The organism is Bartonella sp. CL100XZDX, assembly GCF_042195375.1.
Classification (GTDB): Bacteria; Pseudomonadota; Alphaproteobacteria; order Rhizobiales; family Rhizobiaceae; genus Bartonella.
This window is the reverse complement of record NZ_JBHIOH010000045.1, coordinates 77,278-101,928: the sequence shown is the minus strand read 5'-3', so window position 1 is coordinate 101,928 and position 24,651 is coordinate 77,278. Positions and strand designations below refer to the sequence as shown.

General features: G+C 37.8%; 19 protein-coding genes. 9 read left to right on the top strand and 10 right to left on the bottom strand.

All coding sequences use genetic code 11. From position 1 onward, the window contains the following. Positions 1–187 precede the first annotated feature (187 nt). The 5 genes from pheT to nth all read right to left on the bottom strand — a co-directional run bounded on the left by pheT (position 188) and on the right by nth (position 5,347). A complete protein-coding gene (gene pheT / locus ACFILU_RS04460) occupies positions 188–2,602 on the bottom strand; it encodes a phenylalanine--tRNA ligase subunit beta (RefSeq protein WP_375674910.1) in 2,415 nt (804 codons plus the stop codon). Positions 2,603–2,641: 39 nt separating this feature from the next. Continuing rightward, entirely contained in the window at positions 2,642–3,718 is a 1,077-nt protein-coding gene (pheS, locus tag ACFILU_RS04455) for a phenylalanine--tRNA ligase subunit alpha (protein ID WP_375630537.1), read from the bottom strand. Between the two features lie 94 nt (positions 3,719–3,812). Continuing rightward, positions 3,813–4,214, bottom strand: coding sequence for a 50S ribosomal protein L20 (rplT, locus tag ACFILU_RS04450; protein WP_012754515.1), 402 nt, complete (start codon positions 4,212–4,214; stop codon positions 3,813–3,815). Positions 4,215–4,247: 33 nt separating this feature from the next. Further along, positions 4,248–4,451 (bottom strand): 50S ribosomal protein L35, encoded by a 204-nt coding sequence (rpmI, locus tag ACFILU_RS04445; RefSeq protein ID WP_183193590.1) that lies wholly within the window; start codon positions 4,449–4,451, stop codon positions 4,248–4,250. 155 nt (positions 4,452–4,606) lie between these two features. Beyond that, positions 4,607–5,347, bottom strand: a complete 741-nt coding sequence (nth, locus tag ACFILU_RS04440) for an endonuclease III (RefSeq protein ID WP_273790256.1) — start codon at positions 5,345–5,347, stop codon at positions 4,607–4,609. Between the two features lie 120 nt (positions 5,348–5,467). Here nth and ACFILU_RS04435 point away from each other — a divergent pair, with 120 nt between their 5' ends. The 3 genes from ACFILU_RS04435 (at position 5,468) to ilvD (ending at position 9,023) form a co-directional block, all read left to right on the top strand. Then, complete coding sequence (locus ACFILU_RS04435; RefSeq protein WP_012754518.1) at positions 5,468–5,899, top strand: Hsp20 family protein; 432 nt, start codon at positions 5,468–5,470, stop codon at positions 5,897–5,899. Between the two features lie 26 nt (positions 5,900–5,925). Further along, a complete protein-coding gene (locus ACFILU_RS04430) occupies positions 5,926–6,177 on the top strand; it encodes a DUF1150 domain-containing protein (protein WP_012754519.1) in 252 nt (83 codons plus the stop codon). 1,007 nt (positions 6,178–7,184) lie between these two features. After that, positions 7,185–9,023 carry a dihydroxy-acid dehydratase gene (gene ilvD, locus ACFILU_RS04425; protein WP_375674908.1) on the top strand — a complete coding sequence of 613 codons (1,839 nt, stop codon included), beginning with the start codon at positions 7,185–7,187 and terminating at the stop codon, positions 9,021–9,023. A gap of 1,038 nt (positions 9,024–10,061) precedes the next feature. On the opposite strand, the gene mutS is transcribed toward ilvD, so the two are convergent. Then, positions 10,062–12,806: a DNA mismatch repair protein MutS gene (gene mutS, locus ACFILU_RS04420; RefSeq protein ID WP_375674906.1), complete on the bottom strand. Its 2,745-nt coding sequence runs from the start codon at positions 12,804–12,806 to the stop codon at positions 10,062–10,064. A 195-nt stretch (positions 12,807–13,001) separates the two neighbouring features. Here mutS and ACFILU_RS04415 point away from each other — a divergent pair, with 195 nt between their 5' ends. Continuing rightward, positions 13,002–15,302 carry an NADP-dependent malic enzyme gene (locus ACFILU_RS04415; protein WP_375674904.1) on the top strand — a complete coding sequence of 767 codons (2,301 nt, stop codon included), beginning with the start codon at positions 13,002–13,004 and terminating at the stop codon, positions 15,300–15,302. 67 nt (positions 15,303–15,369) lie between these two features. On the opposite strand, the gene secB is transcribed toward ACFILU_RS04415, so the two are convergent. Both secB and ACFILU_RS04405 read right to left on the bottom strand, forming a co-directional pair. Then, the gene (gene secB, locus ACFILU_RS04410) at positions 15,370–15,846 is read right to left on the bottom strand and encodes a protein-export chaperone SecB (RefSeq protein WP_375630527.1); all 477 of its coding nucleotides are present in this window, start codon (positions 15,844–15,846) and stop codon (positions 15,370–15,372) included. A gap of 143 nt (positions 15,847–15,989) precedes the next feature. Next, positions 15,990–16,484 carry an FxsA family protein gene (locus ACFILU_RS04405; RefSeq protein WP_375630525.1) on the bottom strand — a complete coding sequence of 165 codons (495 nt, stop codon included), beginning with the start codon at positions 16,482–16,484 and terminating at the stop codon, positions 15,990–15,992. 174 nt (positions 16,485–16,658) lie between these two features. Here ACFILU_RS04405 and ACFILU_RS04400 point away from each other — a divergent pair, with 174 nt between their 5' ends. Next, positions 16,659–17,351 carry a Tim44/TimA family putative adaptor protein gene (locus tag ACFILU_RS04400; protein WP_273790262.1) on the top strand — a complete coding sequence of 231 codons (693 nt, stop codon included), beginning with the start codon at positions 16,659–16,661 and terminating at the stop codon, positions 17,349–17,351. 52 nt (positions 17,352–17,403) lie between these two features. Then, positions 17,404–17,994, top strand: coding sequence for a Smr/MutS family protein (locus tag ACFILU_RS04395; protein ID WP_375657964.1), 591 nt, complete (start codon positions 17,404–17,406; stop codon positions 17,992–17,994). A 913-nt stretch (positions 17,995–18,907) separates the two neighbouring features. On the opposite strand, the gene ACFILU_RS04390 is transcribed toward ACFILU_RS04395, so the two are convergent. After that, positions 18,908–19,444: a GcrA family cell cycle regulator gene (locus tag ACFILU_RS04390; RefSeq protein ID WP_375674902.1), complete on the bottom strand. Its 537-nt coding sequence runs from the start codon at positions 19,442–19,444 to the stop codon at positions 18,908–18,910. A gap of 486 nt (positions 19,445–19,930) precedes the next feature. Here ACFILU_RS04390 and ACFILU_RS04385 point away from each other — a divergent pair, with 486 nt between their 5' ends. The 3 genes from ACFILU_RS04385 to ACFILU_RS04375 are packed head-to-tail and all read left to right on the top strand — an operon-like array spanning position 19,931 to position 23,115. Further along, positions 19,931–21,145 carry an aspartate aminotransferase family protein gene (locus ACFILU_RS04385; protein ID WP_375675039.1) on the top strand — a complete coding sequence of 405 codons (1,215 nt, stop codon included), beginning with the start codon at positions 19,931–19,933 and terminating at the stop codon, positions 21,143–21,145. Continuing rightward, complete coding sequence (gene argF / locus ACFILU_RS04380; protein ID WP_273790266.1) at positions 21,142–22,077, top strand: ornithine carbamoyltransferase; 936 nt, start codon at positions 21,142–21,144, stop codon at positions 22,075–22,077. The genes ACFILU_RS04385 and argF overlap by 4 nt, the downstream gene beginning before the upstream one ends. A gap of 36 nt (positions 22,078–22,113) precedes the next feature. Continuing rightward, complete coding sequence (locus tag ACFILU_RS04375; RefSeq protein WP_375674900.1) at positions 22,114–23,115, top strand: Hsp33 family molecular chaperone; 1,002 nt, start codon at positions 22,114–22,116, stop codon at positions 23,113–23,115. 847 nt (positions 23,116–23,962) lie between these two features. On the opposite strand, the gene ACFILU_RS04370 is transcribed toward ACFILU_RS04375, so the two are convergent. Continuing rightward, positions 23,963–24,577, bottom strand: coding sequence for a DsbE family thiol:disulfide interchange protein (locus ACFILU_RS04370; protein WP_375675037.1), 615 nt, complete (start codon positions 24,575–24,577; stop codon positions 23,963–23,965). Positions 24,578–24,651 lie beyond the last annotated feature (74 nt).

Sequence of the window (24,651 nt, the reverse complement as noted above, 5' to 3'; positions counted from 1 at the left end):
AAAAAATAACTTTTCAAAATGTTTAAAAACAGTTTTTTCATATTGAAAAAATTGATGATTTAAGCAGCTTGTTTTGGTAAGGAGGTCCCCTTTTAAGAAGTTCTATAGCTCTTGAATGCCAAACAAAAAGGGAGCACTCAAAGATGCTCCCACTTCATGTAAAATATCTCATAAAAAATGAGAATACTCAGTAGCGTAAATATGCACCTGTCATTTTGGTAACATTATCCACGATCTTTGAGGCAAGCTTTTCTAAATCTTCATCCGTTAGAGTCCGTTCTATGGGCTGAATAGTTACTTCAATTGCAACAGATTTTTTATCTTCACCAAAGCTTAAATCTTCGAAAACATCAAAAACTTGCACTGAATGAATAAGTTTTTTATCGGCTCCACTTGCCGCACGAATAATAAGAGAAGAGGCAACAGTTTTATCCGCTATAAAGGCAAAATCACGCCGCACCATTTGAAAAGATGAGAGTTTCAAAGGAGGACGGCTTTTGGTCGTTTTTTTCTTTGATTCTGGAATTCGGTCTAGAAAAATTTCAAAGCCGCATAAAGGGCCACTGACATCTAACTTTTCTAATGTAGCAGGATGAAAAACACCAAAAAAACCAAGAATAATCTTTGATCCAAGTTTTATGACACCTGAACGACCAGGATGATACCAATCTGGTGCTCCAACTTCAATCTGCACTTTCCCAATATCCATATCACATGCTTCTAAAATAGCTAAAGCATCTGCTTTGGCATCAAAAACATCAACGACGGTTGCATTTCCATTCCAAAAGCGCCCAGCACCTTTAAATTGCTCTGTTCCGCGACGAATCCCACTAACAACACGGTGTTGTTTATCAGGGGTGTCGCCCTCATAAATACTGGAAACTTCAAACAAAGCAAGATCGGAAAAACCACGATCAGCATTTCTTTGTGCCGCCATAATCAAACCAGGTAAAAGGGAAGGACGCATCATTGACATATCAGCAGCAATAGGATTAACCAATTTAAGCTCTTCTTGACCTCCTCCAAAAGCAAGAGCTTGATTTTCAGAAATAAAAGACCATGTTACCGCTTCTTTCATACCGCGTTGCACTAAAGCCAAACGCGTAGCACGTGAACGAATTTGTGCGCATGTTACAATCTGATCTTTTTCTTCTACGAAGTTTTCCAAAGGAATAGGTTTAATTTTATCTAACCCATAAATTCTCATGATCTCTTCCACCAAATCGGCTTTACCCATAATATCAGGGCGCCATGATGGTACTTTTACCGTAACGACATCTCCTTTTCCTTCAACAAAAAATCCAAGTTTTGTTAAAATAGAGATGATTTTTTCAGGCTCTATTTCCAAATTTGTTAAACGTTTAATTTCAGAAAAAGGAAAAGCGATCTGTTTGATTTCTTGTTGCTGATAGCCAACGATCCTCTTCTTAGATACTTCACCACCACAAAGATGCAAGACCAATTCTGTTGCAATCTCAAGCCCTGTTTCTATAAAAGCCGGATCAACACCTCGTTCAAATCGATAACGTGCATCACTGATAAGACCTAATGCTCTTCCTGTTTGTGCAATGCTTTGCGCATCCCAAAGCGCCGATTCAATAATAACGCGATGTGTTGTTTCATCACAACTCGTTCTTTCTCCGCCCATGATACCGGCAATCGAAACAACTCCTTCGTCATCTGCAATGACACAATTCTTAGCGCCCAAATGATAGATTTTTCCGTTCAGGGCTTGAAGCTGTTCTCCCTCACGCGCACAACGTACACACAAATTACCTTTAATTTTATCTGCATCAAAAACATGGAGTGGACGACCAAGGTCAAAACTGATGTAATTGGTCATATCAACAAGCGCATTAATCGGTCTCAAACCAATTGCATTCAAACGCTGTTGCATCCACTGGGGTGATTCGCCATTTTGAACATTGCGTACTTCACGCCAAGCAAAACCTAAACATAATGATGAATCTTGCGAAAAATCTAATGAAACATCGAGAGGTGTTTCAAAGGAAGGCTCAAATTTTGGTAAAGACAATTCTTTTAATTGTCCGATTCCTGTAGCGGCAAGATCACGGGCAATACCACGAACACCTGTGCAATCGGAACGATTAGGGGTCAAACCAATATCAATGACCGGATCATCTAAACCAGCATAAGCTGCAAATGAACCTCCAATAGGACTATCTTCTGGAAGTTCAATAATCCCATCATGCTCATTCGATAATTCAAGCTCTGCTTGTGAACACATCATCCCAAAACTTTCAACACCACGGATTTTTCCTACAGATAATGTTACATCAAGTCCTGGAATATAAGTACCTGGTAGTGCCAGAACACCAATAAGACCTGCACGCGCATTTGGTGCTCCACAGACAACTTGAACAGGTGTGGAAGTCCCTGTATCGACGGACAGAATCTGGAGTTTATCTGCATCAGGATGCTTTATTGCTGTTAAAACTTTTGCAATCACAAAACCTTTTAAAGAAGATCGATCATCAACGGAGTCAACTTCAAGACCGATAGCTGTTAGTTTCTCACAAATTTCATCCAAAGATGCATTTGTCTCTAAGTGATCTTTTAACCACGACAATGTAAATTTCATTTTAAAACCTCACATGAAAGCGATGACTAAGATCACACATTATCTATTAGGAAAAAAAGCAGGCATATCAAAGAAACGAAAGCCATAGTGGTCTAACCAACGCAGATCAGCATCAAAAAAAGCCCGCAAATCAGGCATACCGTATTTCAACATGGCAATACGATCAATGCCCATTCCCCATGCAAAGCCTTGATATTCATCGGGATCTAAGCCAACATTTTTCAACACATGAGGGTGCACCATTCCGCATCCTAAAATTTCCAACCAATCCTGCCCTTCTCCGAACTTTACGTCTGAACCAGAACGATCACATTGAATATCCACTTCCATAGATGGCTCGGTAAAAGGGAAAAAAGAGGGACGAAAACGCATTTTTACAGAGGGAACTTCAAAAAATTCTTTACAAAAGGTTTCATGTAGCCACATCATATGGGCAATGGTGGAGGTTTTATCGATGACAAGACCTTCTACCTGATGGAACATGGGAGAATGTGTTGCATCCGAATCCATGCGGTAAGTTTTTCCAGGAATAATGATCCGTATCGGTGCTTTTTGTCTTTCTAGTGTGCGAATTTGTACAGGTGATGTATGGGTCCGCAATAATTTTCGTTCTCCCATTTTATCAACATCAAAAAAGAAGGTATCATGCATTTCGCGTGCTGGATGCCCTTCAGGAAAATTCAATGCCGTAAAATTATAATAGTCTGTTTCAATATCAGGTCCCTCTGCAAGAGAAAAACCCAACTTCGTATAAATGGCAATAATTTCCTCAATCACTTGTGAAATAGGATGAATGCGTCCCCGTTCTATAGGTGAAGAGCGAATAGGCAAGGTAACATCAACTGTTTCACGAGAAAGACGGGCATCCATTGCCTGTCTTTTCAGAAGATCACGCTTTTGCGCCCATAATTCTAAAATACGATTTTTTAATCCATTAAGAACTGGTCCAACTTTATGACGCTCGCCAGCATCCATTTTTCCTAATTCTTTTAATTTTTCAGAGATACTACCTTTTTTACCCAATGCTGCAATACGCACTTCTTCAAGAGCTTTTTCATCACCTGCTGCCTCTAAGGCTAAACAAATTTCTTGTTCCAGACGCTCAATATCATTCATATTTTTGCCTATTTTTTAATAAAGAAAAACCCGCACTTGCAATAGCCAGCACGGGACCTCAAATAAATGAATGCTTTAAGAGAACACGACTGGCTTATTTGACAGCGCCTTCGAAAGCATTAGGTGTCGTATCTTTTAAATATTCTAAAGCTTTTTTTGCCGATGCAACTAAAGCAGAAAATGCTTCCGCCTCGTGGATTGCTATATCTGAAAGAACTTTACGATCAACTTCAATACCAGCTTTTGATAAGCCATCAATAAAACGTCCATAAGTTAAACCTTCTGCACGAACAGCCGCATTAATCCTCTGAATCCACAAAGCACGGAAAGTACGTTTTCTATTTTTGCGATCACGATAAGCGTATTGCTTTGAACGATCAACCGCTGCTTTAGCTGCACGAATGGTATTTTTACGACGACCGTAAAAACCTTCAGCCTGTTTAAGAACTTTTTTGTGCTTAGCGTGTGCTGTCACACCTCTTTTCACACGAGCCATATTATAATCTCCTCAAAATCAAAAGCGTAAGGTTTAAATACCATTCGGCAAATAATGCTGAATGACTTTTTTAGCATCTTGTTCACACAAAACCATTGTTCCACGTGCATCGCGAATAAATTTATTCGAACGCTTAATCATGCCGTGGCGCTTACCGGCAGCTGCTACTTTAATTTTGCCTGACGCAGTGATTTTAAACCGCTTTTTAGCGGATGATTTGGTCTTCATCTTGGGCATTTTGCTACTCCGTACATTAATTTATTCAATCAAAAATTTTATTTACTCAAGCGGACCAACGCTTGAACAAGCATTTAAACAGCCACGGCATGCCCTGCCGGGCGGCTCTTAAAGACGTTTTCATAAGCTAGTATACACAAAATTGCAAGACTGTATTACAAAAAAATCGGCGCTCCATTGCCTTGAAGCTCAACTAAAGGTGCTGGAATTGCATTTGTTTTGATGGCTGCTTTACATAAATCGGCAATAATGCATTGCGTACATTGTGGTTTACGGGCTTGACAAATATAGCGACCATGTAAAATCAGCCAATGATGTGCATGGCGAATATAATGAACCGGTATAATCTTTAATAATTTTTTCTCAACAATTTCTGGTGTTTTGCCAGGCGCTAAACCAAGACGATTGCTTAAGCGAAAAATATGTGTATCTACTGCCAATGTAGGTTGACCAAAAGCAACATTCAAGACCACATTAGCCGTTTTGCGCCCTACTCCAGGAAGGGCCATGAGTGCTTCACGCGTATCGGGTACTTGACCGCCATAATAATCAATTAAATAGTTGCAAAGCGCATAAACATTACGTGCTTTTGCACGCCAAAGACCAATTGAACGGATATGATGTGCTATTTCTTCTTCTCCTAATGCAACCATTTTTTCCGGTTGATCAGCAAGGCGAAATAATTCTTTTGTCGCTTTATTAACGCTTACATCTGTCGCTTGAGCCGAAAGCACAACGGCAACTAAAAGCGTAAAAATATTTGTATAGATAAGATCACTCTTAGGCGCTGGGCGTTGCACAGAAAAACGGCGAAATATTTCTGCAATTTCATTTTCATTATATAATATACCAGATAAATTTCGCACTTTTGACAATTTTATGGTACGTTGAGGCATTGAACACTCTTAAATCTTCTCTCTTGAAGTTATCATTCACGCTCGCCATATGAGAGAAATGCAGCGAACACTTTTATAGAGTTTGGTCAAGTAAAGCCGTTTTAAAGAGGATACTCATGAATGACACATGTGACGCCTTTCTCCAATCCCTTTCTTTTAGGGTTTGAAACCGTAGAAAAAATATTGCAACGTATCGGTAAAGCTGATGAGGCTTACCCAGCCTATAACATTGAACGTTTGCATAAAAATGATGATGCAAATCATATCCGGATAACTTTGGCTGTTGCTGGATTTAAGATTAACCATCTTAATATTTTGCTTGATGATAATCAATTGGTTATTCATGGTAAACAAACAGACAACCAAAATCATCAATATTTATATCGCGGTATAGCTGCGCGACAATTCCAGCGAACCTTTGTTCTCGCGGAAGGGATGCATGTTACAAATGCAGAGTTGAAAAATGGTCTTTTATCAATTAATCTGTATCAACCAAAATTAAAAAAAGAAATAAAACAGATTCCAATTAAAGTCAGTAGTGGTGAGTCATAAAAGTTAAGGCGTAAAGGAACAGTGAAATGGGAGAACATAAACAAAACTTGTCGTTTCAGAACACATCCTACTCTGATGCGGGACAGATTGCCTATTTAAAAAAAGTTTGTACAGATGATCTGGCTAAAAACTTTCCAGATCTTCCACCGATGACCCCAGGCATTACGATATGGGCTCTCTTTGGTGAAACAGGTTATCCTATCATTTTATCCGATGAGCGTTCTATCGCTCTTGCTGGAGCCAATGAGCATGAACTACAAATTGTAACTCTGCACTAGATTACCTTACGAGAAAAAGCTGTACTCTTTTATAAATTCTATCTGTTTTTTCGTAAAGGGTGTAATGTGGGTTATAATTAGATTAAGTATTGATTTATATTCATAATTAATTTTTTATAACTGGAATGAGAGTCCCGAATATCATAAGGTTCTCTCATTTGAGATCTTCTTATATTGAAACAATTAAAGTCACTTGCTTGATGTCATAAGCAGGGAGAGCCATGTGGATAAAAACACTTGAAGAAAGGAATAAAAATATCTCTTTTTAATTGTCTCAATTACCAAAGACATTCACAATATGGGGATGAAAAAATGTATGATGGTGTCAGTTTTCTTCTTCATAAGTGTGAAGATGTCCCTTATAGATTTATATTATTCACGGGGGCTGTTATACCATTCATGGGCGCTATCGTGAAATGGGCTCGAGTTACATTGAAAGATGTCTCTTTAAAATGAGTACATAAAGGCTATACAAGTGTATTTTGTTTGGTGTATTTTGTTTGGTGTGTTTTGTTCTTCCTGAGGGGAGTAGCTCTATTGAAGAGTGTAAAAACAAAAGCATGAGATAATGCGTCATAATTATTTAAAAGATATTTCTATGAATGCGTTTGAAAGGTGTAAAGCTGAATTGTAAGGAGATGATAGATTTTTACCACGATGCCTTTATATTCTTTCCAAATGAGGCTGTCTTCTTGTTCCAGAAATTACGCAAACAGATAGATGCAATATACTGACCAAATCTGGCATACAAAAATCTGGAACAGTTCGTTCCACACTGAAGCGTTTTGATATTTGTCTCAAATGTGGACTTGCACAGGGATTAGATGTTGATTAACAGGTAAGAAAAAAACAAAGGCTTTATGAAAAAGTTTATGCAGAGCTTTTAATTTTGTGCTTCAAATGCCTCAGTACGAGGTATTTTGCTCTTTTAAATATTAAAGCTCTTGTTTTTATAATGAAGTTACAGCACAACAAGCAAAATGGAATTATTTGAGGGGAAAAAAATAATGCCTTCTTACCGTTCAAGAATATCAACCCACGGGCGTAATATGGCAGGAGCCCGCGGACTTTGGCGTGCAACAGGGATGAAAGATACTGATTTTGGTAAACCCATTATTGCGATTGCGAATTCTTTTACACAATTTGTACCAGGGCATGTCCATTTAAAAGATCTTGGGCAATTAGTCGCACAACAGATAGCTGTTGCCGGTGGTGTTGCGAAAGAATTTAATACCATTGCTGTAGATGATGGAATTGCGATGGGGCACGATGGAATGCTCTATTCTTTGCCCTCACGTGAAATCATTGCTGATTCTGTAGAGTATATGGTTAATGCACATTGTGCGGATGCACTTGTCTGTATTTCTAATTGTGACAAAATTACGCCTGGTATGTTAATAGCTGCTTTACGGTTGAATATTCCGACAATCTTTGTTTCTGGCGGTCCTATGGAAGCAGGTAAGATTAAATGGAAGGATCAAGATCTAAGGGTTGATTTGGTCGATGCCATGGTTGCAGCAGCTTCAGAACAAAATTCAGAAGAAGAAGTTGCTGAAATGGAGCGTGCAGCTTGTCCTACATGTGGTTCTTGTTCAGGAATGTTTACGGCCAACTCCATGAATTGCTTAACGGAAGCATTGGGGCTTTCTCTTCCTGGAAATGGATCAATGTTAGCAACACATGCAGATCGACGGATGCTTTTCGAAGAAGCTGGAAAACAGATTGTTGCATTGGTTAAGCGTTATTATGAAAATGATGATGAAACAGTTTTGCCACGCTCTATTGCTTCACGCAAGGCTTTTGAAAATGCAATGACCGTTGATATTGCCATGGGGGGATCAACCAATACAGTACTGCATCTTTTAGCCGCGGCGCAAGAAGGTGAGGTGGATTTTACCATGACGGATATTGATCATCTTTCACGTCGTGTTCCTGTTTTATGTAAGGTTGCTCCTGCTGTTGCAAATGTACATATGGAAGATGTTCATCGCGCTGGTGGTATTATGGGGCTTTTAGGCGAACTGGATGCGGCGGGACTCATTGATACATCAACTTATACGGTTCATGCAAAAACAATGAAAGAAGCTCTTTACCGCTGGGATGTAAAGCAAACTAATGAGCCAACAGTTCGTGCATTTTATCGTGCTGCTCCAGGTGGTATTCCGACACAAACAGCTTTTAGCCAATCTTGTCGCTATGAGACCCTTGATCTTGATCGTGAAAAAGGTGTGATTCGCAATAGAGAACATGCATATTCACAAGATGGAGGATTGGCAGTTCTTTATGGAAATCTTGCAAAAGATGGCTGTATTGTAAAAACAGCAGGCGTTGATCAATCAATTTTAACTTTTAAAGGTCCGGCAAGAATTTTTGAAAGCCAAGATTCAGCTGTTTCAGCTATATTAACTGATAAGATTAAAACAGGTGAAATTGTTTTAATCCGTTATGAAGGTCCACGTGGTGGACCTGGAATGCAAGAAATGCTTTATCCAACGAGTTATCTCAAATCTAAAGGATTAGGCAAGGTTTGTGCACTTGTTACGGATGGACGTTTTTCAGGAGGAAGTTCAGGGCTTTCGATAGGACATATTTCACCAGAAGCTGCGGAAGGAGGAGAAATTGCGTTAGTGGAAGAAGGGGATATCATAGAAATTGATATTCCAAATCGTAGAATTCATATGTTGGTGGATGACGTTGAGATGAAGCAGCGCCGTGCTAAGATGGAAGCAAAAGGAAAAGGCGCTTGGCAACCGATTGAGAAGCGTCAGCGTAAAGTTTCAAAGGCTCTCAAAGCTTATGCAGCGATGACTACATCTGCTTCAAAAGGTGCAGTACGTAATATTTGATGAGTCAAATAGAGACAGTACTCTGATTTTTTGCATCTTTTGCACGATATTCTAAGCTAATTATTTTATGAGTTTATGAACCTATCAGAATATTTCGAGTCATGGATGAGTATGATTAAAAAGCTATCAATACAACTAAAAGCAGCTGCGGATTGCTTATTTTAGCAGCTATGTAAGACAGATAAAGATAGATACAGTATCATTACTTTTCATATCATATTCCAATCTTATACGAAATTACAATTTCCTGTTCTCATATTTATGGAAGATATTTATTGTACTGGTGGCATTATCTTGTTGTACCGTAAAACACTGTCATTTAGGACTGTGATATACGGCATCCTCCTTAAATATTAAGTGTTTCTTAGTGCGTGGTGAATATTCTTAGACTTGTTTGTAAAGCTTTTAGTTTAAGTGAATCACATGACTAGAAAGTCAAGATAAATTCCTTAGAATCTGGATTGTTTGCAGACTTGATTCGAATGAAAATCTTTATCCTTTGAGATGTAAGAAGGAGTTTAAGGATATTTAGGAAAATAAAATGCTGCTATGATATATCTGATTATATGTTCCATATGAAACAGTAAAAGAGCTCTTTATAGCTTAAAATGTGAAGAAAATACGAGACCCATTATCCATGAATTTATTATGCAAAATGGGATGGTATCCCAACACCAACAGCTTTAAACTAGAAATGTTGCTATGATAACAATAATATCGATCGTGAAAAAGCATAATTCACTAAATATGGCGTATTTGCAAGGTGGAGGAGATTTCATGACAATCTTTACAAAAAACGACTATCTTGTAAAAATAGTCGATCTTGACCAATTTTTTGTATAAGAGCCAATATTAATCTAAGGGAATATGAAATATAATGCATATGGTTTTGCTTCTATAGGCAATTATACTTACAAAATATATTATGTAGAAAAGCGATGGGAATACGATAAATAACTGTTTATGCTGTGGTATATCAAAAATGGTTACGTTATCTCCTATTAAGAAGGTTTTTTAATAAAAAATAACATCTGTTTTCTATAAAGGGTTACTCTTTTCAAGCTGTTTGAGGTGGTAAATTGCTTCTAAAGCTTGTTTAGGAGAGAGTTCATCGGGATGAATATTTTTTAAAGCTTCGTGAAGTATACAATGTTTGTTTTTTGCTTCATTGACGGGAGATGTTGCTTTAAGAGAAAAGAGTGGTAAATCATCAATGAGTTTATGTCCTTTTCCAGCCATTTCGCCTTGTTCTAATTGATGGAGTACATCTGTTGCTCGTGTAATAACGGCTGGGGGAAGTCCAGCAAGCTTTGCGACTTGTACACCATAGGAACGGTCAGCGGCTCCTGGTGTGACCTCATGAAGAAAAACTACATCACCATCCCAATTTTTGACTTTCATGGTTACATTATGCAGTCTGTCAAGTTTTTCGGTAAGTGCAGTCATTTCATGAAAATGGGTAGCAAGAATAGCACGACAATGGTTAACTTCATGGAGATATTCAACAGCAGCCCAAGCAATAGAAAGTCCATCAAAGGTTGATGTTCCACGTCCTATTTCATCAAGAATAACAAGGGAATGGTGGCTAGCATGATTGAGAATCGTTGCTGTTTCAACCATTTCCATCATAAAGGTTGAGCGCCCCCGTGCAAGATCATCGGAAGCCCCAACGCGACTAAATAGGCGATCAACGACACCAATATGTGCTGAAGTTGCTGGAACGAAGGACCCCATTTGCGCCATAATAGCAATAAGAGCATTTTGCCGCAAAAAAGTTGATTTTCCTCCCATATTAGGCCCTGTCAACAGCCAGATTGCTGCATATTGCTGATTTTCTTGCACAGAGAGATCACAATTATTGGCAATAAAAGGTTCTGCTGCTTGTTTGCGGAGTGCTTGCTCGACGACAGGATGGCGTCCTGCTGTAATATGAAAGGTAAGTGAAAGATCAATTTTAGGGCGGCAATATCCTTGTTCTTCAGCAAGATATGCTAAAGCGACAGAGACATCTAAAATAGCAAGTGCTTCAGAGGCTTTACGAATAAAATCAACTTGTTCGGTAATTTCCTGAACGAGAATATCAAAAATCTCTAGTTCAAGTGTCAATGCGTGATTGGCAGCATGGGCAATACGGCTTTCAAGGTCAGCGAGCTCTGTTGTCGTAAAACGCATAGCGTTTGCCATTGTTTGCCGATGAATAAAACGCGCTTTAGCTTGTGGATTATTTGTAAGGGAAGATGCTTGTGTGCTGGTTACTTCAATGAAATAACCTAGAATATTATTATGCTTTATTTTAAGCGTCTTAATATCTGTTTCTTGGGCATATTGCGCTTGAAGTTCAGCAATGACACGGCGAGATTCATCACGTAAAGCACGCATTTCATCGAGCTCTTTATGATAATTAGAACGAATAAAACCACCATCACGTTTAAGGAGTGGGAGATCATCAGCTAATGCCTGTTCTAAATGAAAGTATAACGCTGTGGGTAATTTTGAGAACACCTGTTGTACATCACTTATTTCTTGAGGCAGAAGCTCATTATCAAGAAGTTGATGCAATTCACGAATGATTTCAAAGCCACGCTGGATTGTCGCCATATCACGGGGACCTCCTCGTCCAAGAGCCAAACGTGAAACGGCGCGGGGCATATCTGGTCCCCCCTTTAAAATAAGCTTTATCGCTTCTGCAAGAGAAGGATTACGTAGAAAAAAATCGATAGAATCCAAACGCGTATCAATAGCCGAAGGAGTGGTGAGGGGAGCAATAAGGCGGTCAATAAGAAGGCGTGATCCTCCTCCTGTTACAGTGCGATCAATAGCTTTTAATAAACTTCCATCCCGTTGACCTGATGTCGTACGAATAAGTTCAAGGCTTAATCTGGTTGCGGCATCAATAAAAAGAGTCGCACTTTCATTTTGGCGCTCAGGCTGCATGAGGGGAGGGCGATGCGTGATTTGTGTTTTTTCGATATAACGAATAGCAGCTACAATTGCAGAGAGTTCGGAACGTGAATAATCGGCAACGCCTTCAAGAGTTGATAGTTTAAAATAATTGCAAATATCGCGTTCAGCGGTGAGTGCATCAAAGAGACAAGCAGGTTGAGGTGAAACGATACGATCAAGAATACTAAAAAGTGACTTGTGAGATTTATCATGAAAAAATGAATCAGCAACAATGATTTCTTGTGGATCAACACGCATAATATCTGCTAAAAGTTTTTCTTGGCGGCTTTCTGTTACACGAAATATGCCTGTTGAGATATCAATCCAAGAAAGAGCAAATTCCTCTCCATCGCTAGTTTTTATACGGGAAAGTGTCATCAAATAATTTGCGCGTGTTGGATCAAGGAGCTTTTCTTCTGTTATCGTTCCAGGTGTTACAAGGCGAACAACATCACGCCGAACAACAGATTTTGAGCCACGTTTTTTTGCTTCAGCAGGATCTTCTATTTGTTCACAAACAGCAACTCGGTAACCACAAGCAATCAGTTTTTGTAAATAATCATCAGCAGCATGAACGGGAACACCGCACATAGGAATATCTTGTCCTAAATGTTTTCCGCGTGCTGTGAGTGTGATTCCTAAAGCCTGAGCAGCTTCAATCGCATCATTAAAAAATAATTCATAAAAATCCCCCATTCGGTAAAAGAGAAGGGAATCATGATGGACGGCTTTGATTTCTATGTACTGCTCCATCATAGGTGTAAGACGTTCTTGAGAGGAAGCAGATGAGGAGGCAGGCTGTGGAATTAAATTATTTTTATGATTGTTTTTTTTATCCATTTGTACGAGGCCTGTTTCCTTTAAGTGAAGTTTTTACTCTTTTTTATTTACTTCAATATCTATTTATCTCTAAATTGCAACGCATCATCAGATTTGCTAAGGCAAGAATAGCGATTTCTAATATATGAATCAGATTTAATGACTATACGCATTATCAAGCAAAATTTACACTGTTTTTGGAGAAAATAAAGTGAGATGAAAAAGAGCGAGCAAGATCAGAAAATATCTCAAACTGTTTACAGTGCGAGCGAAAGAGAAGCTCTAGATTTTCATAGTCGTGGTCGACCAGGAAAGCTTGAGATTGTTGCAACAAAGTCTATGGCAACACAGCATGATTTAGCACTTGCTTATTCACCAGGTGTTGCCGTTCCAGTTAAGGCAATTGCTCAAAATCCAGCGCTAGCTTATGATTATACAGCAAAAGGCAATCTTGTTGCTGTTATTTCAAATGGTACAGCTATTTTAGGGTTAGGCAATTTAGGTGCACTTGCTTCTAAGCCGGTCATGGAAGGAAAAGCAGTGCTGTTTAAGCGTTTTGCGGATATTGATTCCATTGATTTAGAAATTGATATAAACGATACAGAAAGTTTTATCAATTTGGTGCGCCATTTAGAACCTTCTTTTGGTGGAATTAATCTTGAAGACATTAAGGCGCCAGAGTGCTTTATGATTGAAAGCCGCTTACGCGAGGTAATGAATATACCTGTTTTTCACGACGATCAACATGGTACAGCAATTATTGTTGCTGCTGGTGTTCTCAACGCTTTGACTTTAACAGGGCGCGATATGCAAAATACGCGGTTAGTCTGTAATGGTGCTGGTTCTGCAGGAATTGCTTGTATTGAACTGATTAAAGCGATGGGCTTTCGTTCCGAAAATATCATATTATGTGATACAAAGGGTGTGGTCTATGAAGGCCGCAAAGAGGGAATGAATCAGTGGAAATCTGCGCATGCTATTCAAACAGATAAACGTACGCTTATGGAAGCAATGGAAGGTGCAGATATATTTTTTGGGGTTTCTGCTAAAGGTGCTCTTACTCCTGAAATGGTAAGATCCATGGCACCCCAGCCGATCATTTTTGCTATGGCTAATCCCGATCCAGAAATTACGCCGGAAGAGGTTATGCAAGTGCGTCATGATGCCATTGTCGCAACAGGACGTTCCGATTATCCAAATCAGATTAATAATGTTCTCTGTTTTCCTTATATATTTCGTGGTGCGCTTGATGTGCGTGCAAGAGTTATTAATGAAGACATGAAGATTGCTGCGGCAAAGGCTCTTGCTAATTTAGCGCATGAAGAAGTGCCTGACAGCGTTGCAGAAGCTTATCATGGAAAGCGATTAAAATTTGGTCCTAATTATATCATCCCTGTTCCTTTTGATCCGCGTTTATTTACGGTTGTTTCAATAGCGGTAGCAAAAGCAGCAATGGAAAGCGGTGTTGCGCAAAAGAACATAGATGATTTAGAGGCCTATGAGCGCGATTTGAATGCGAGACGTGATCCTACTTCCTCGATGATGCGTGGGGTTTATAACCATGTTCGTCAAGCGCCAAAACAAATTGTCTTTGCAGAAGGTGAAGAAGAGCAAGTTATGCGGGCAGCCGTTTCCTATGTCCATCAAAAATTAGGACAAGCGATTTTGGTTGGTCGTGAAGAGCAAGTAAGAGAAGCGGCTGTTATCGCTGGAATTGATCTGGAGCGTGAAGGTATTTCTATTATGAATGCTAAGCTTTCTTGCCGTACAGATGCTTATGCGAATTATCTTTATAAAAAGATGCAGCGTCAAGGCTGGCTGTTGCGTGATTGTCATCATCGTATCAATAATGATCGCAATTATTTTGCTGCGTGTATGGTGGCACTAGGAGATGCTGATGCAATGGTTACAGGGGTGACACGCAATTATGAAACAGCGTTAATCGATATACGTCGTGCAATTGATGAAAAACCAAAAGAACGATTGATTGGTATTTCAATGGCTATTTGCCGTGGACGAATTGTGTTTATTACGGATACAGCCGTTTATGAAAATCCTAATGCTGAAGAACTTGCGGATATAGCGGAACAAGCAGCTTCATTTGTGCGAGGATTTGGATATCAACCACGGGTAGCATTTTTAGCATTTTCTACATTTGCTTATATGAAAGGGCAGACGACGCAGCAAATTCAGGATGCGATTAATATTTTGCATGAACGCAAAGTTGACTTTGAGTTTGATGGAGAAATGAGTGCTGATGTGGCACTCAATTCCCAATTGATGCAGCAATATCCATTTATGGGATTAACGGAGCCCGCTAACATTTTGGTTATGCCTGGATATCACGCGTCTTCCATTGCAAGCAAAATGTTACAAGAACTTGGTGAAGCAACCATCATTGGTCCTATTTTAATTGGATTGGAAAAATCTGTCCAAATTGTACCATTTAGTGGAAGCGATACAGATGTTGTCAATATTGCAATGCTTGCGGCTTATCATGCCGCAAAAGTCGTCTAAAGGAAAAAAGCCCCTACTATACCAAGAATATATCAAGGGGCTTTTTAATAACAAAAGAATAAACTTTTTAAGAAGGCTGTATTTGACTGTCTTTTTGTTCTTCAGAAAGACGCTTTTGGAAGAGTGCTGCAAAATCAATAGGATCAATCCACAAAGGTGGAAAGCCACCGTTTTGAGTAGCATCAGATATAATTTGGCGAGCAAATGGAAATAAAAGACGGGGACATTCAATAAAGACCAGAGGCATAACATGTTCTTGTGGAATGTTTTTAAGGTGAAAAACACCACCGTAAATCAATTCTACATGAAATAAGGTTTCAGTTTCATCATTGGCTTTGACGGAGAGAGACAAAACGACATCATAATTGTCATCACCAATTGGGTTAGCATTGACGTTAATATTGATATCAATTTGTGGTGATTTTTCACGTGCACGCAATGAACGAGGAGCACCTGGATTTTCGAATGATAAATCTTTTAAATATTGAGTTAATACAGCAAAAACCGGCTCTCCACCACTGTTATTCATTTCACCTTCGGCCATACGACGAACCTCTCTTATTATAATATGTATAATTTATTTTAGATCTAAAGGCCAGATTGGTTATCACGCCTTGCAAAAGGTTGCAAGAAATGCGCTCTTTATCTTGAATATTTTTTTAGTTTGTTGCAGATTTTTTAGGCATTTCAATGGTTATCATCATTTTTGCGCCATGGAGATTCTGTCGTATCATGAATTGTGTAATCTTCTGCTTTAAGATCAATTATTTTTTCAGAGTCATTTTTTCTTTTAGTATTGGGATTCATTTTGTTTTTTAATGATATAAAGAAATGCCAAGCAACAGAGCGAATTGGTTTAATAAGAAGTAATATTCCCAAGAAATCACTTACAAAGCCGGGAAGAATAAGTAAAATTGCACTAAAGATGATGAAAGCATCATTAATAATATTATTCTCTAATGTGCGTCCTTGGACAAGTTCAGTTTGTATATTTTTTAAAAGGCTAATCCCTTGAATTCGCAATAAAACAACCCCAACTATGGTTGTGAGAATAACCAAACTCAAAGTTGCCAAAATACCAATTTCTTGACCAACAAAGATAAAACCAGCAATCTCGATTAAAAGAATGCAAAGAAAGATAACAACAAAAAAACGAGGATTTATAGAATAAAGTTTTATCACATGAAAATTTCCTTCTGGATGAGTAGGGGGAGAAATTCTTAAGAGCACTCCGTTTAAATACAAAATCTATAAAAATATTTGAATGATAAGATTCCTTATTTTACATATTTATTGATAAATGGTATTGACTGCAATGTTTATTAGAGACTTAAGCTTTGGAGATTGACAGCGCCTATGGAATTTGACGTTATACTTGTCATAGCTCTTGTTGTTATGGTTGTTATTTTTGTACAACTCCGTAATGTATTAGGGAAACGAATTGGGTTTGAAAAGCCACCCTTTGATCCTTATTCACGTCGTTCTAAAAAACAGGTTGAAGCAGAAACGGCTGATAATATTGTTTCGTTCCCTCATCAGAAAAATTCACAAAAAGACGACTTTAGTGAAATTGATAAAATTTCACCGGAGGGGAGTCTTTTGAATAAAAATTTGCGGGAATTGCATAGAATTGATTCTCATTTTTCTCCTCAACTTTTTATAAAAGGTGCGCAAATTGCTTATGAAATGATTGTAACAGCTTTTGCCAAAGGTGATCGCAATCAGCTTAAAAGCTTGCTTTGTCAGGATGTTTTTGAGAGTTTTTGTACGGCTATTGAGCAACGAGAAAAAAATAAAGAAAGAATAGAATTCACTTTTGTTGGAATTAATAAGATCGAATTTATTGCGGCGGCAATACAAGAAAAGGATGAACTTTTAACGATACGTATTGTCAGTGAGATGATTTCTGTTACTTATAATGAACAGGGCGAGCGTATAGACGGTGATCCTGATGCTATTGTAGAAATCAGAGATATTTGGACTTTTGTTCGCAATAGTTTATCGTCAGATCCCAACTGGAAGCTTTTTGCTACAGAAAATGAAAATTAAAATATTTTTTGTTTTTCTTCCATAAGCATTCAATGATTTATGAGAAATTAAAATGTCCTCAAGTAAATGGAGACAAAAAAGAGATTTATTGGCTTCACAAGATCGCCTTTTATGGGAGATGGTGTGTCGTACGATAACACCGCTTCACGGTAAGATGCTCTCTTCTACTTCAGAAATTATTGCAAATATTAATGATAAAAATCAACCTGTAACTCAAATCTCCTCATTGTCTCAGGAAAATCAACAACCCTCGACAATTATTAAAAGAGAAAAGAGGGCAGTTACACAAGCACAAAAGATTCATTTCTTCGATCATGTTGCATATCGTAAAATTTCCCAAGGTCGTTATCCTCTTGAGGCGCGTCTTGATCTTCATGGTTATATGCAGGAAGAAGCTTATTTTTTCTTAAAAAAATTTCTACAATCCTCTCAGCAGAGAGGATTGCGTTATGTCCTTGTGATTACAGGAAAAGGACGATCCGTTGGGAGTGATGGAGCTTTGTATAGATTTGTTCCGTATTGGTTATCAACACCAGCTTTTCGATATTATGTCCACGCGTTTGAGCAAGCAGCACGTCAGCATGGCGGAGAAGGTGCGCTTTATGTTTGGTTGCGCCGTTTTATGTCGGGAGAAGGAATGTGATGTCATTATGGTCGTTTCAGGTTTAATATTTATTTATACTTATAATTTATTGTTTTCGTATATTTCGTAAGAGCCTTGAATACAATATTCCCTTCGTTATAATTTTTTATAAAGAATTATAAAGATATTATTTTACATTCTACGTATTGCTTCACGCTTTTGTTTATAGCATTCGTTAACGGGGCACATCCCTCACGCAAAACAGAACGACATTGAATTGAATATATCCACAGGCTTGTTTTAAAGAAACATCTTTCAACGCTCTCAAGCTTATTTTGCGACAGTATCCGTGAAGGGTATAATGATAAATCCATGAAGCACCCCCCCTATCTTTATGCTTAGTAAAAGAGTAAGCTGGCATCATCATACACTTTGCCATCTCCCAATGTTGCAACAACCCTTTAAGTCATTGGTATTTTAAAGCGTTTATACAGAGGCATGCTTTTCTTTAAGTGTTTTTACTCTCCGCAGTTCTCATCTCGCTCGTGACGCCCAAACGAAAGATTTTGATCGATTCAATATAAGAGGACTTAAAATGAGAGAGATATAGATGGATCTCATTCAGGTTGCAAAGCGATAAATTATTTTTATAAACCACAGCATTACTCTATTAAATACACGAAGAATAAAAACATGAGAAATAGAGAACTGTATTATTCAAAAGACATTGCTATGGATAGTGTTAACAGCAGTACAACTAAATTAAAGAGAATCGTGAAAATAAACAAGAATATAACTTTACAACACATAGCTGCGCAGTAGCATCAAAAGATACAGTTTCGTTGAATAATTTCATGAAGAAATTTTTTCATTCATTAAAAGCTCCATCAAATTTCGTTCTCATAATAATTCGATAATTAAAATTTAATAACGAAGCGCAGAAGACGTAAAATACGAGATTCAATTGAGGATATTACACTCTTATCCGACGTCTTTCAGATATTGGTTGAAATGCTAGCTTAGCATGAAAGGCACAATAGGGGCTACTTTCATCAGAATCTGCACCACAAAAATGAAAATCTGCTGATAATGGATCGCCAACCGGCCATCTACATGTATTTTCACTCAATTGTAGAAGATTAAGTTGACGTGATATAGGCACCACTACATTGGATTTTGTGGACATATCAACTTCTCTTACATCTTCCACTACAAATTCTGTCTTTAAAGCTGTTTCTTCAATACTTACAGATGATGTGTTTATTGGCGATACCGTGGATGTGTTGCGACGCACACGTGGAGATGATGGGCTGCTGCTTCCCACGGGAGTTTTTTGCGCACGCGTGCTTCCTTGAGCTGTCTTACCACGTCCTGGTAACTTTAATCGATGTACTTTGCCGATGACTGCATTTCTGCTGACCCCACCTAATTGAGCAGCAATTTGACTTGCACTTAACCCTTCACTCCAAAGCTTTTTAAGAAGCTCAACGCGTTCACATGTCCAACCCATACCAGCACTCCATTCCGATTACGTCACTAAGATGCTCTCCCCCGTTGCATCTTCAAATGTTTAAATAATGTTTTCATTACGCTGAATGAAAGAACTTTACACTCTAAACGAGCACAAGAAAATCATCCAACCTGTGGACTTACAAATCAAAACACATCATCTTGCTTATTATATTGTAAATTACAATATGCACTCACTCTATGACAAGAGTCTTTACCTCTTGAAGAGTTTATTTAGAATGTTTTCCCCAACTTGCAAATCAATCATAGGTTAAACTTTCACTTTTGTTTAAGGTTTTTTCCCAAAATGCTTATTTGTAGAACCTTCATTGACTTTTTTTCAATTGGTGTAATGATCTATTCTATAGGTGTAATCACTAATCGTAATGAAATGTTGAAAGCACCGTAACGAAATGTACCATGCTGTTTTATTTGTAGTGTTGCTTTGTATATATATTGAAAAGGTTAAAATATAAAGGGAATTATGATGGATGCTGTCTCTATACAACCACTTTATGAATGCTTCGCACGACGGAATTTGCATTTTGAACAGGGGCATGGTGTATGGCTTATTTCCGATAAAGGAGAACATTATCTTGATTTCACATCTGGCATTGCTGTTAATGCATTAGGGTATTCACATCCAAAATTGGTTGATACGCTCAAAATACAAGCTGAAAAACTTTGGCATGTTTCTAATATTTTTCAATCTCCTGAACAAGCATCTCTTGCCACGCGGCTTTGTGCAAATAGTTTTGCGGATAAGGTTTTTTTCTGCAATTCAGGTACTGAAGCATTGGAGTGCGCATTCAAAACGGCACGTCATTATTACTATGCTGCTGGTCATTCAGAACGCATTGAAATAATTACTTTTGAAGGGGCATTTCATGGACGTACACTTGCAGCACTTGCTGCGACTGGGCATGAAAAATATCTTGAAGGCTTTGGACCTAAAGCTGGTGGATTTATTCAAGTACCTTTTTGTGATGAAATCGCTTTGTGTAATTCTATTAATAAAAATACCGCCGCTATTCTTATTGAACCTATTCAAGGAGAAGGAGGAATACGAACGGTCCCTCATGAATATTTAAGATTTTTGCGCAAAATATGCGATGATAATGGTCTATTATTGATTTTAGATGAAGTCCAAACGGGTATAGGACGAACAGGAAAGCTTTTTGCTTATGAATGGAGTGATGTCACACCTGATATTCTTACCCTCGCAAAAGGATTAGGAGGGGGATTTCCATTAGGCGCTTGCCTTGCAACGGATAAAGTTGCAAAAAGCATGACACTTGGGACACATGGTTCAACCTTTGGAGGAAATCTTCTTGGAATGGCTGTAGGAAATAGTGTTCTTGATATTTTGTTAGAGCCAAGTTTTCTCAACCATGTTCAGCGCATGGGGGATAAACTAAAAAGTGGACTTTTGCATATTCTCAATATCTATCCTGATATTATCCGCGCAGTTCCGGGGATGGGGCTAATGTTGGGTATTCAATGTGTTGTGTCTTCAAATCTTGTCGTTAATGCTTTAGAAAATGAACATCTCTTAAGTGTTGCTGCCAACAACAATGTTGTGCGCTTATTGCCTCCTCTTATCATTAGGGAAGAAGAAATAGATGAAAGTTTGCATCGTATTGAAAAAGCAATAGCTTATCTTTCGCAAGTAAACAAAGAAAGACAAATATCACACACATGACAAATGCTCTTCGTCATTTCACGGACTTATCCATTTTAACGCCAGCAATAGCACGCGCACTGATCGATTATGCGAAGATCCTTAAAGCATCTTTTAAAGCAGGAAAAGGTTCAAAACCTTTTATAGGTAAAACACTTGCGATGATTTTTGAAAAACCATCCACACGAACCCGTATTTCATTCGATATCAGTATGCGCCAGCTTGGCGGAGATACAATCATGCTCACGGGTTCAGAAATGCAGCTTGGTCACAGTGAAACTATAGCTGATACGGCTCGTGTTTTATCTCGTTTTGTGGATATCGTGATATTACGAACAACAAAACATCAACGTATGCTCGAATTGGCACAATATGCACAAATTCCTGTCATTAATGCCCTTACAGATGATACACATCCTTGCCAAATTCTAGCAGATATATTAACCTATGAGGAGCATCGGGGGCCTATTTCTGGTAAAATATTTGCGTGGATGGGGGATGGTAATAATGTACTCCATTCCTTAATTGAAGCTGCAGCTCTTTTTGATTTTCATTTGCGTATTGCTACTCCAAAGGGCAGTGAGCCACAGGAAAAATTTATCCATTGGGCACGTGAACGAGGAGCACATCTTACACTAACCCATAATCCCCAAAAAGCAGCTCAAGATGCTGATTGTATTATGACCGACACATGGGTCTCCATGGGACAAGAATTTCGTGCTCGCAGTCGTTCTACTTTTCAGCCTTATCAAGTCAATGAATCTCTCATGAAATTAGCAAAATCTGATGCTCTTTTTATGCATTGTCTTCCTGCTCATCGTGGTGAAGAAGTTGTCGATACTGTGATTGATGGACCGCACTCCGTTGTTTTCGATGAGGCTGAAAATCGTCTTCATGCTCAAAAAGCAATTCTTTCTTGGTGTTTACAAGATGCGTTTTTCTCTCCACAATAGCCTCCCTACAACAAATTATATAAAAAAGGCAAAGCTATGAGTGAACAAGCTAAAGATGAAGCCTCTCTCAACAACAACTTCTTGCATGAAGATGATAGTGTTATTCCCTTTCAAGTTGAAGAACTTGATATCCGTGGACGTGCCGTACAACTTGGGGAAACTTTAAATTCTATTCTTAACAGACATCAATACCCTGAACCGGTTTCTTATCTTCTGGCAGAAGCTTTACTTTTAACGGTTCTGCTTGGAACTTCTCTAAAACTTACGGGAAAATTTATTCTACAAACCCATTCCGATGGACCGGTTAATATGTTGGTGTGCGATTTTTCGCCTCCTTCCAGTTTACGTGGATACGCTCGTTTTGATAAAGAACAGCTGAAACAAGCCATAGACAATGGTCAAACCTCTTCAGAAACACTTTTAGGAAAAGGCACTTTAGCCTTCACAATTGATCAAGGTCCCCATATGCAACCCTATCAAGGGATAGTTGCATTAGATGGATCAAATTTACAAGAAGCTTCTCGTATTTATTTTGATCAATCAGAACAAATTCCTACCGATATCCGTCTGGCTGTTGCTATATTAATTAATCGTGACCAACAAGGAAAACCGCAGAAAAGCTGGCGAGCTGGAGGTATTTTGATCCAACTTTTACCCCAAGAATCGTCTCATCATAAAATAGATGCCCCTCATCAAAAGCGAGAAGAAACGAAAACTCATACCCAATTAGATAACCAATGGCAGGAATCTAAAATACTCACGGAAACGATTGAAAGTTCAGAATTAACAGATCCCCAAGTCGGTAGTAAACAGCTCTTGTTCCGTCTTTTTCATGAACAAGGTGTTAGAGTTTTTAATCCTTTTTCTCTTGTCGATCAATGTTCTTGTTCACACGAAAAAATTAAAGGAATCCTAGAAGGCTTTTCTATTGATGAACGCAATAAAATGGTTAAAAATAAATATATTTCAGTCACATGTGAATTTTGCTCAAAAACATATTGTTTTACACCGCAAGAATTTTTAGAAGAAAAAACATAATCAAATATTTTTCATCAAAAATGATGATTGCGACAAAAGCCTATTTTATTTGCGTCATAAAAGTTTGCGCATAAGCTCATATGAACTTCTAGAATATTTTTTGTCTTAGAGTTTTTTAATGTATACGAGTGATTTTTCTGTTGAGATCACTAATTACGTTATAGAGTGCTTAAAAAAGAGTTCTCTGTAAAATATATTTTCTCCTCTCGAAAAAGCTTCTTTTATACTTTTTACATCTCAAAAGTTTATTTCTTACAATGAATTCTTTTATAATGTTCATTGATAGATTGATTATGGACTCATAACTTATCTTCTCTGTTAAATGAGATTTTTTGATTGTAGTCATATTTTCTTACTCGAATTTATCTTATTAAGAGTCAAAAAAGCTCATTAGTTATAATCATAAGAGAAATTATCGATAGAATAAGAATGTATAGACTCAATATGGACTTTATAGAGTCTATTACGAACAGATAGTGTAATGGGAATAAATATAACAATGACGCTGCGAAGGAACGGGTTTGTTATTTTATAAAAAAGATGAGAATAGTGGTGAAGTCCCCTCATAACAATGTGCATTTTAGATAAAAAGCGAAGACAAAATACTATATGACTTTGAAAATAATAGTTGGTTGCTGTCACTAATCTAACGATGGTTCTATAGCAATATTGTTTTTGTCCAAGTAATCAAAAATAAAGCTCCCAAACAGATATTTCTTTACACATGTTTTTGAATCAACAATGGTAATGCTCTTGTAAAATTTTTCTAAGAAGAATGATGGTCCGTATAAATAAAATAGCATACATAGCATGATAAAACGTTATGTTTTTACAAACCTGCATTATTTTATTTTTCTTCTGTCATAATCGCTTGTTCAATTTTTGGTAGAATTTTTTTTTGATAAATTTGCCACGTTAAGGGACCAACATGTTTGGCAATAATGATGCTCTCTTTATTCAAGAGAAAGGTTTCTGGGGGGCCATATATTCCCCAATCAATGGCTGTATATCCTGAAACATCAAAGCCAATAAATTTAAAAGGATTACCAAAACTGTTTAAAAAACGCAGAGCGTTTGTTTTATTATCTTTATAATTAATACCAATCAGATCAAAACGTTTATCTTGTGCAATTTGCATAAGAATAGGATGTTCTTCGCGACAGGGCAGACACCAAGAGCCCCAAAAATTGACCAATGTGACACGTCCTTTAAACTGTTTTGAATTGAGATAACTTTCTTTATCAAGAAGAGGAAGATGAATATTGGGAGCAGGTTTTTCAGCCAATGCGTTTGCGAGAAGAGAAGAATCTTGAAGGTGTTTTTTATCCATAAAGTTGAAAAAAAACACCATGAGAAGAAGAAAAAGAACAAATGGTCGAAAAAAAACAAGTAGAACAGGCAAAGATATATTTTTTTTAAGTTTGGAGGGATGTTTTTCATTATACTTTTCTTTTTGTGACAGCTCTTTTTTGTTTAGTTGTTGGAGAATTTTTTTTTGGTATAGAGCTTTGCAAAGAATATATCCAATAAGACATA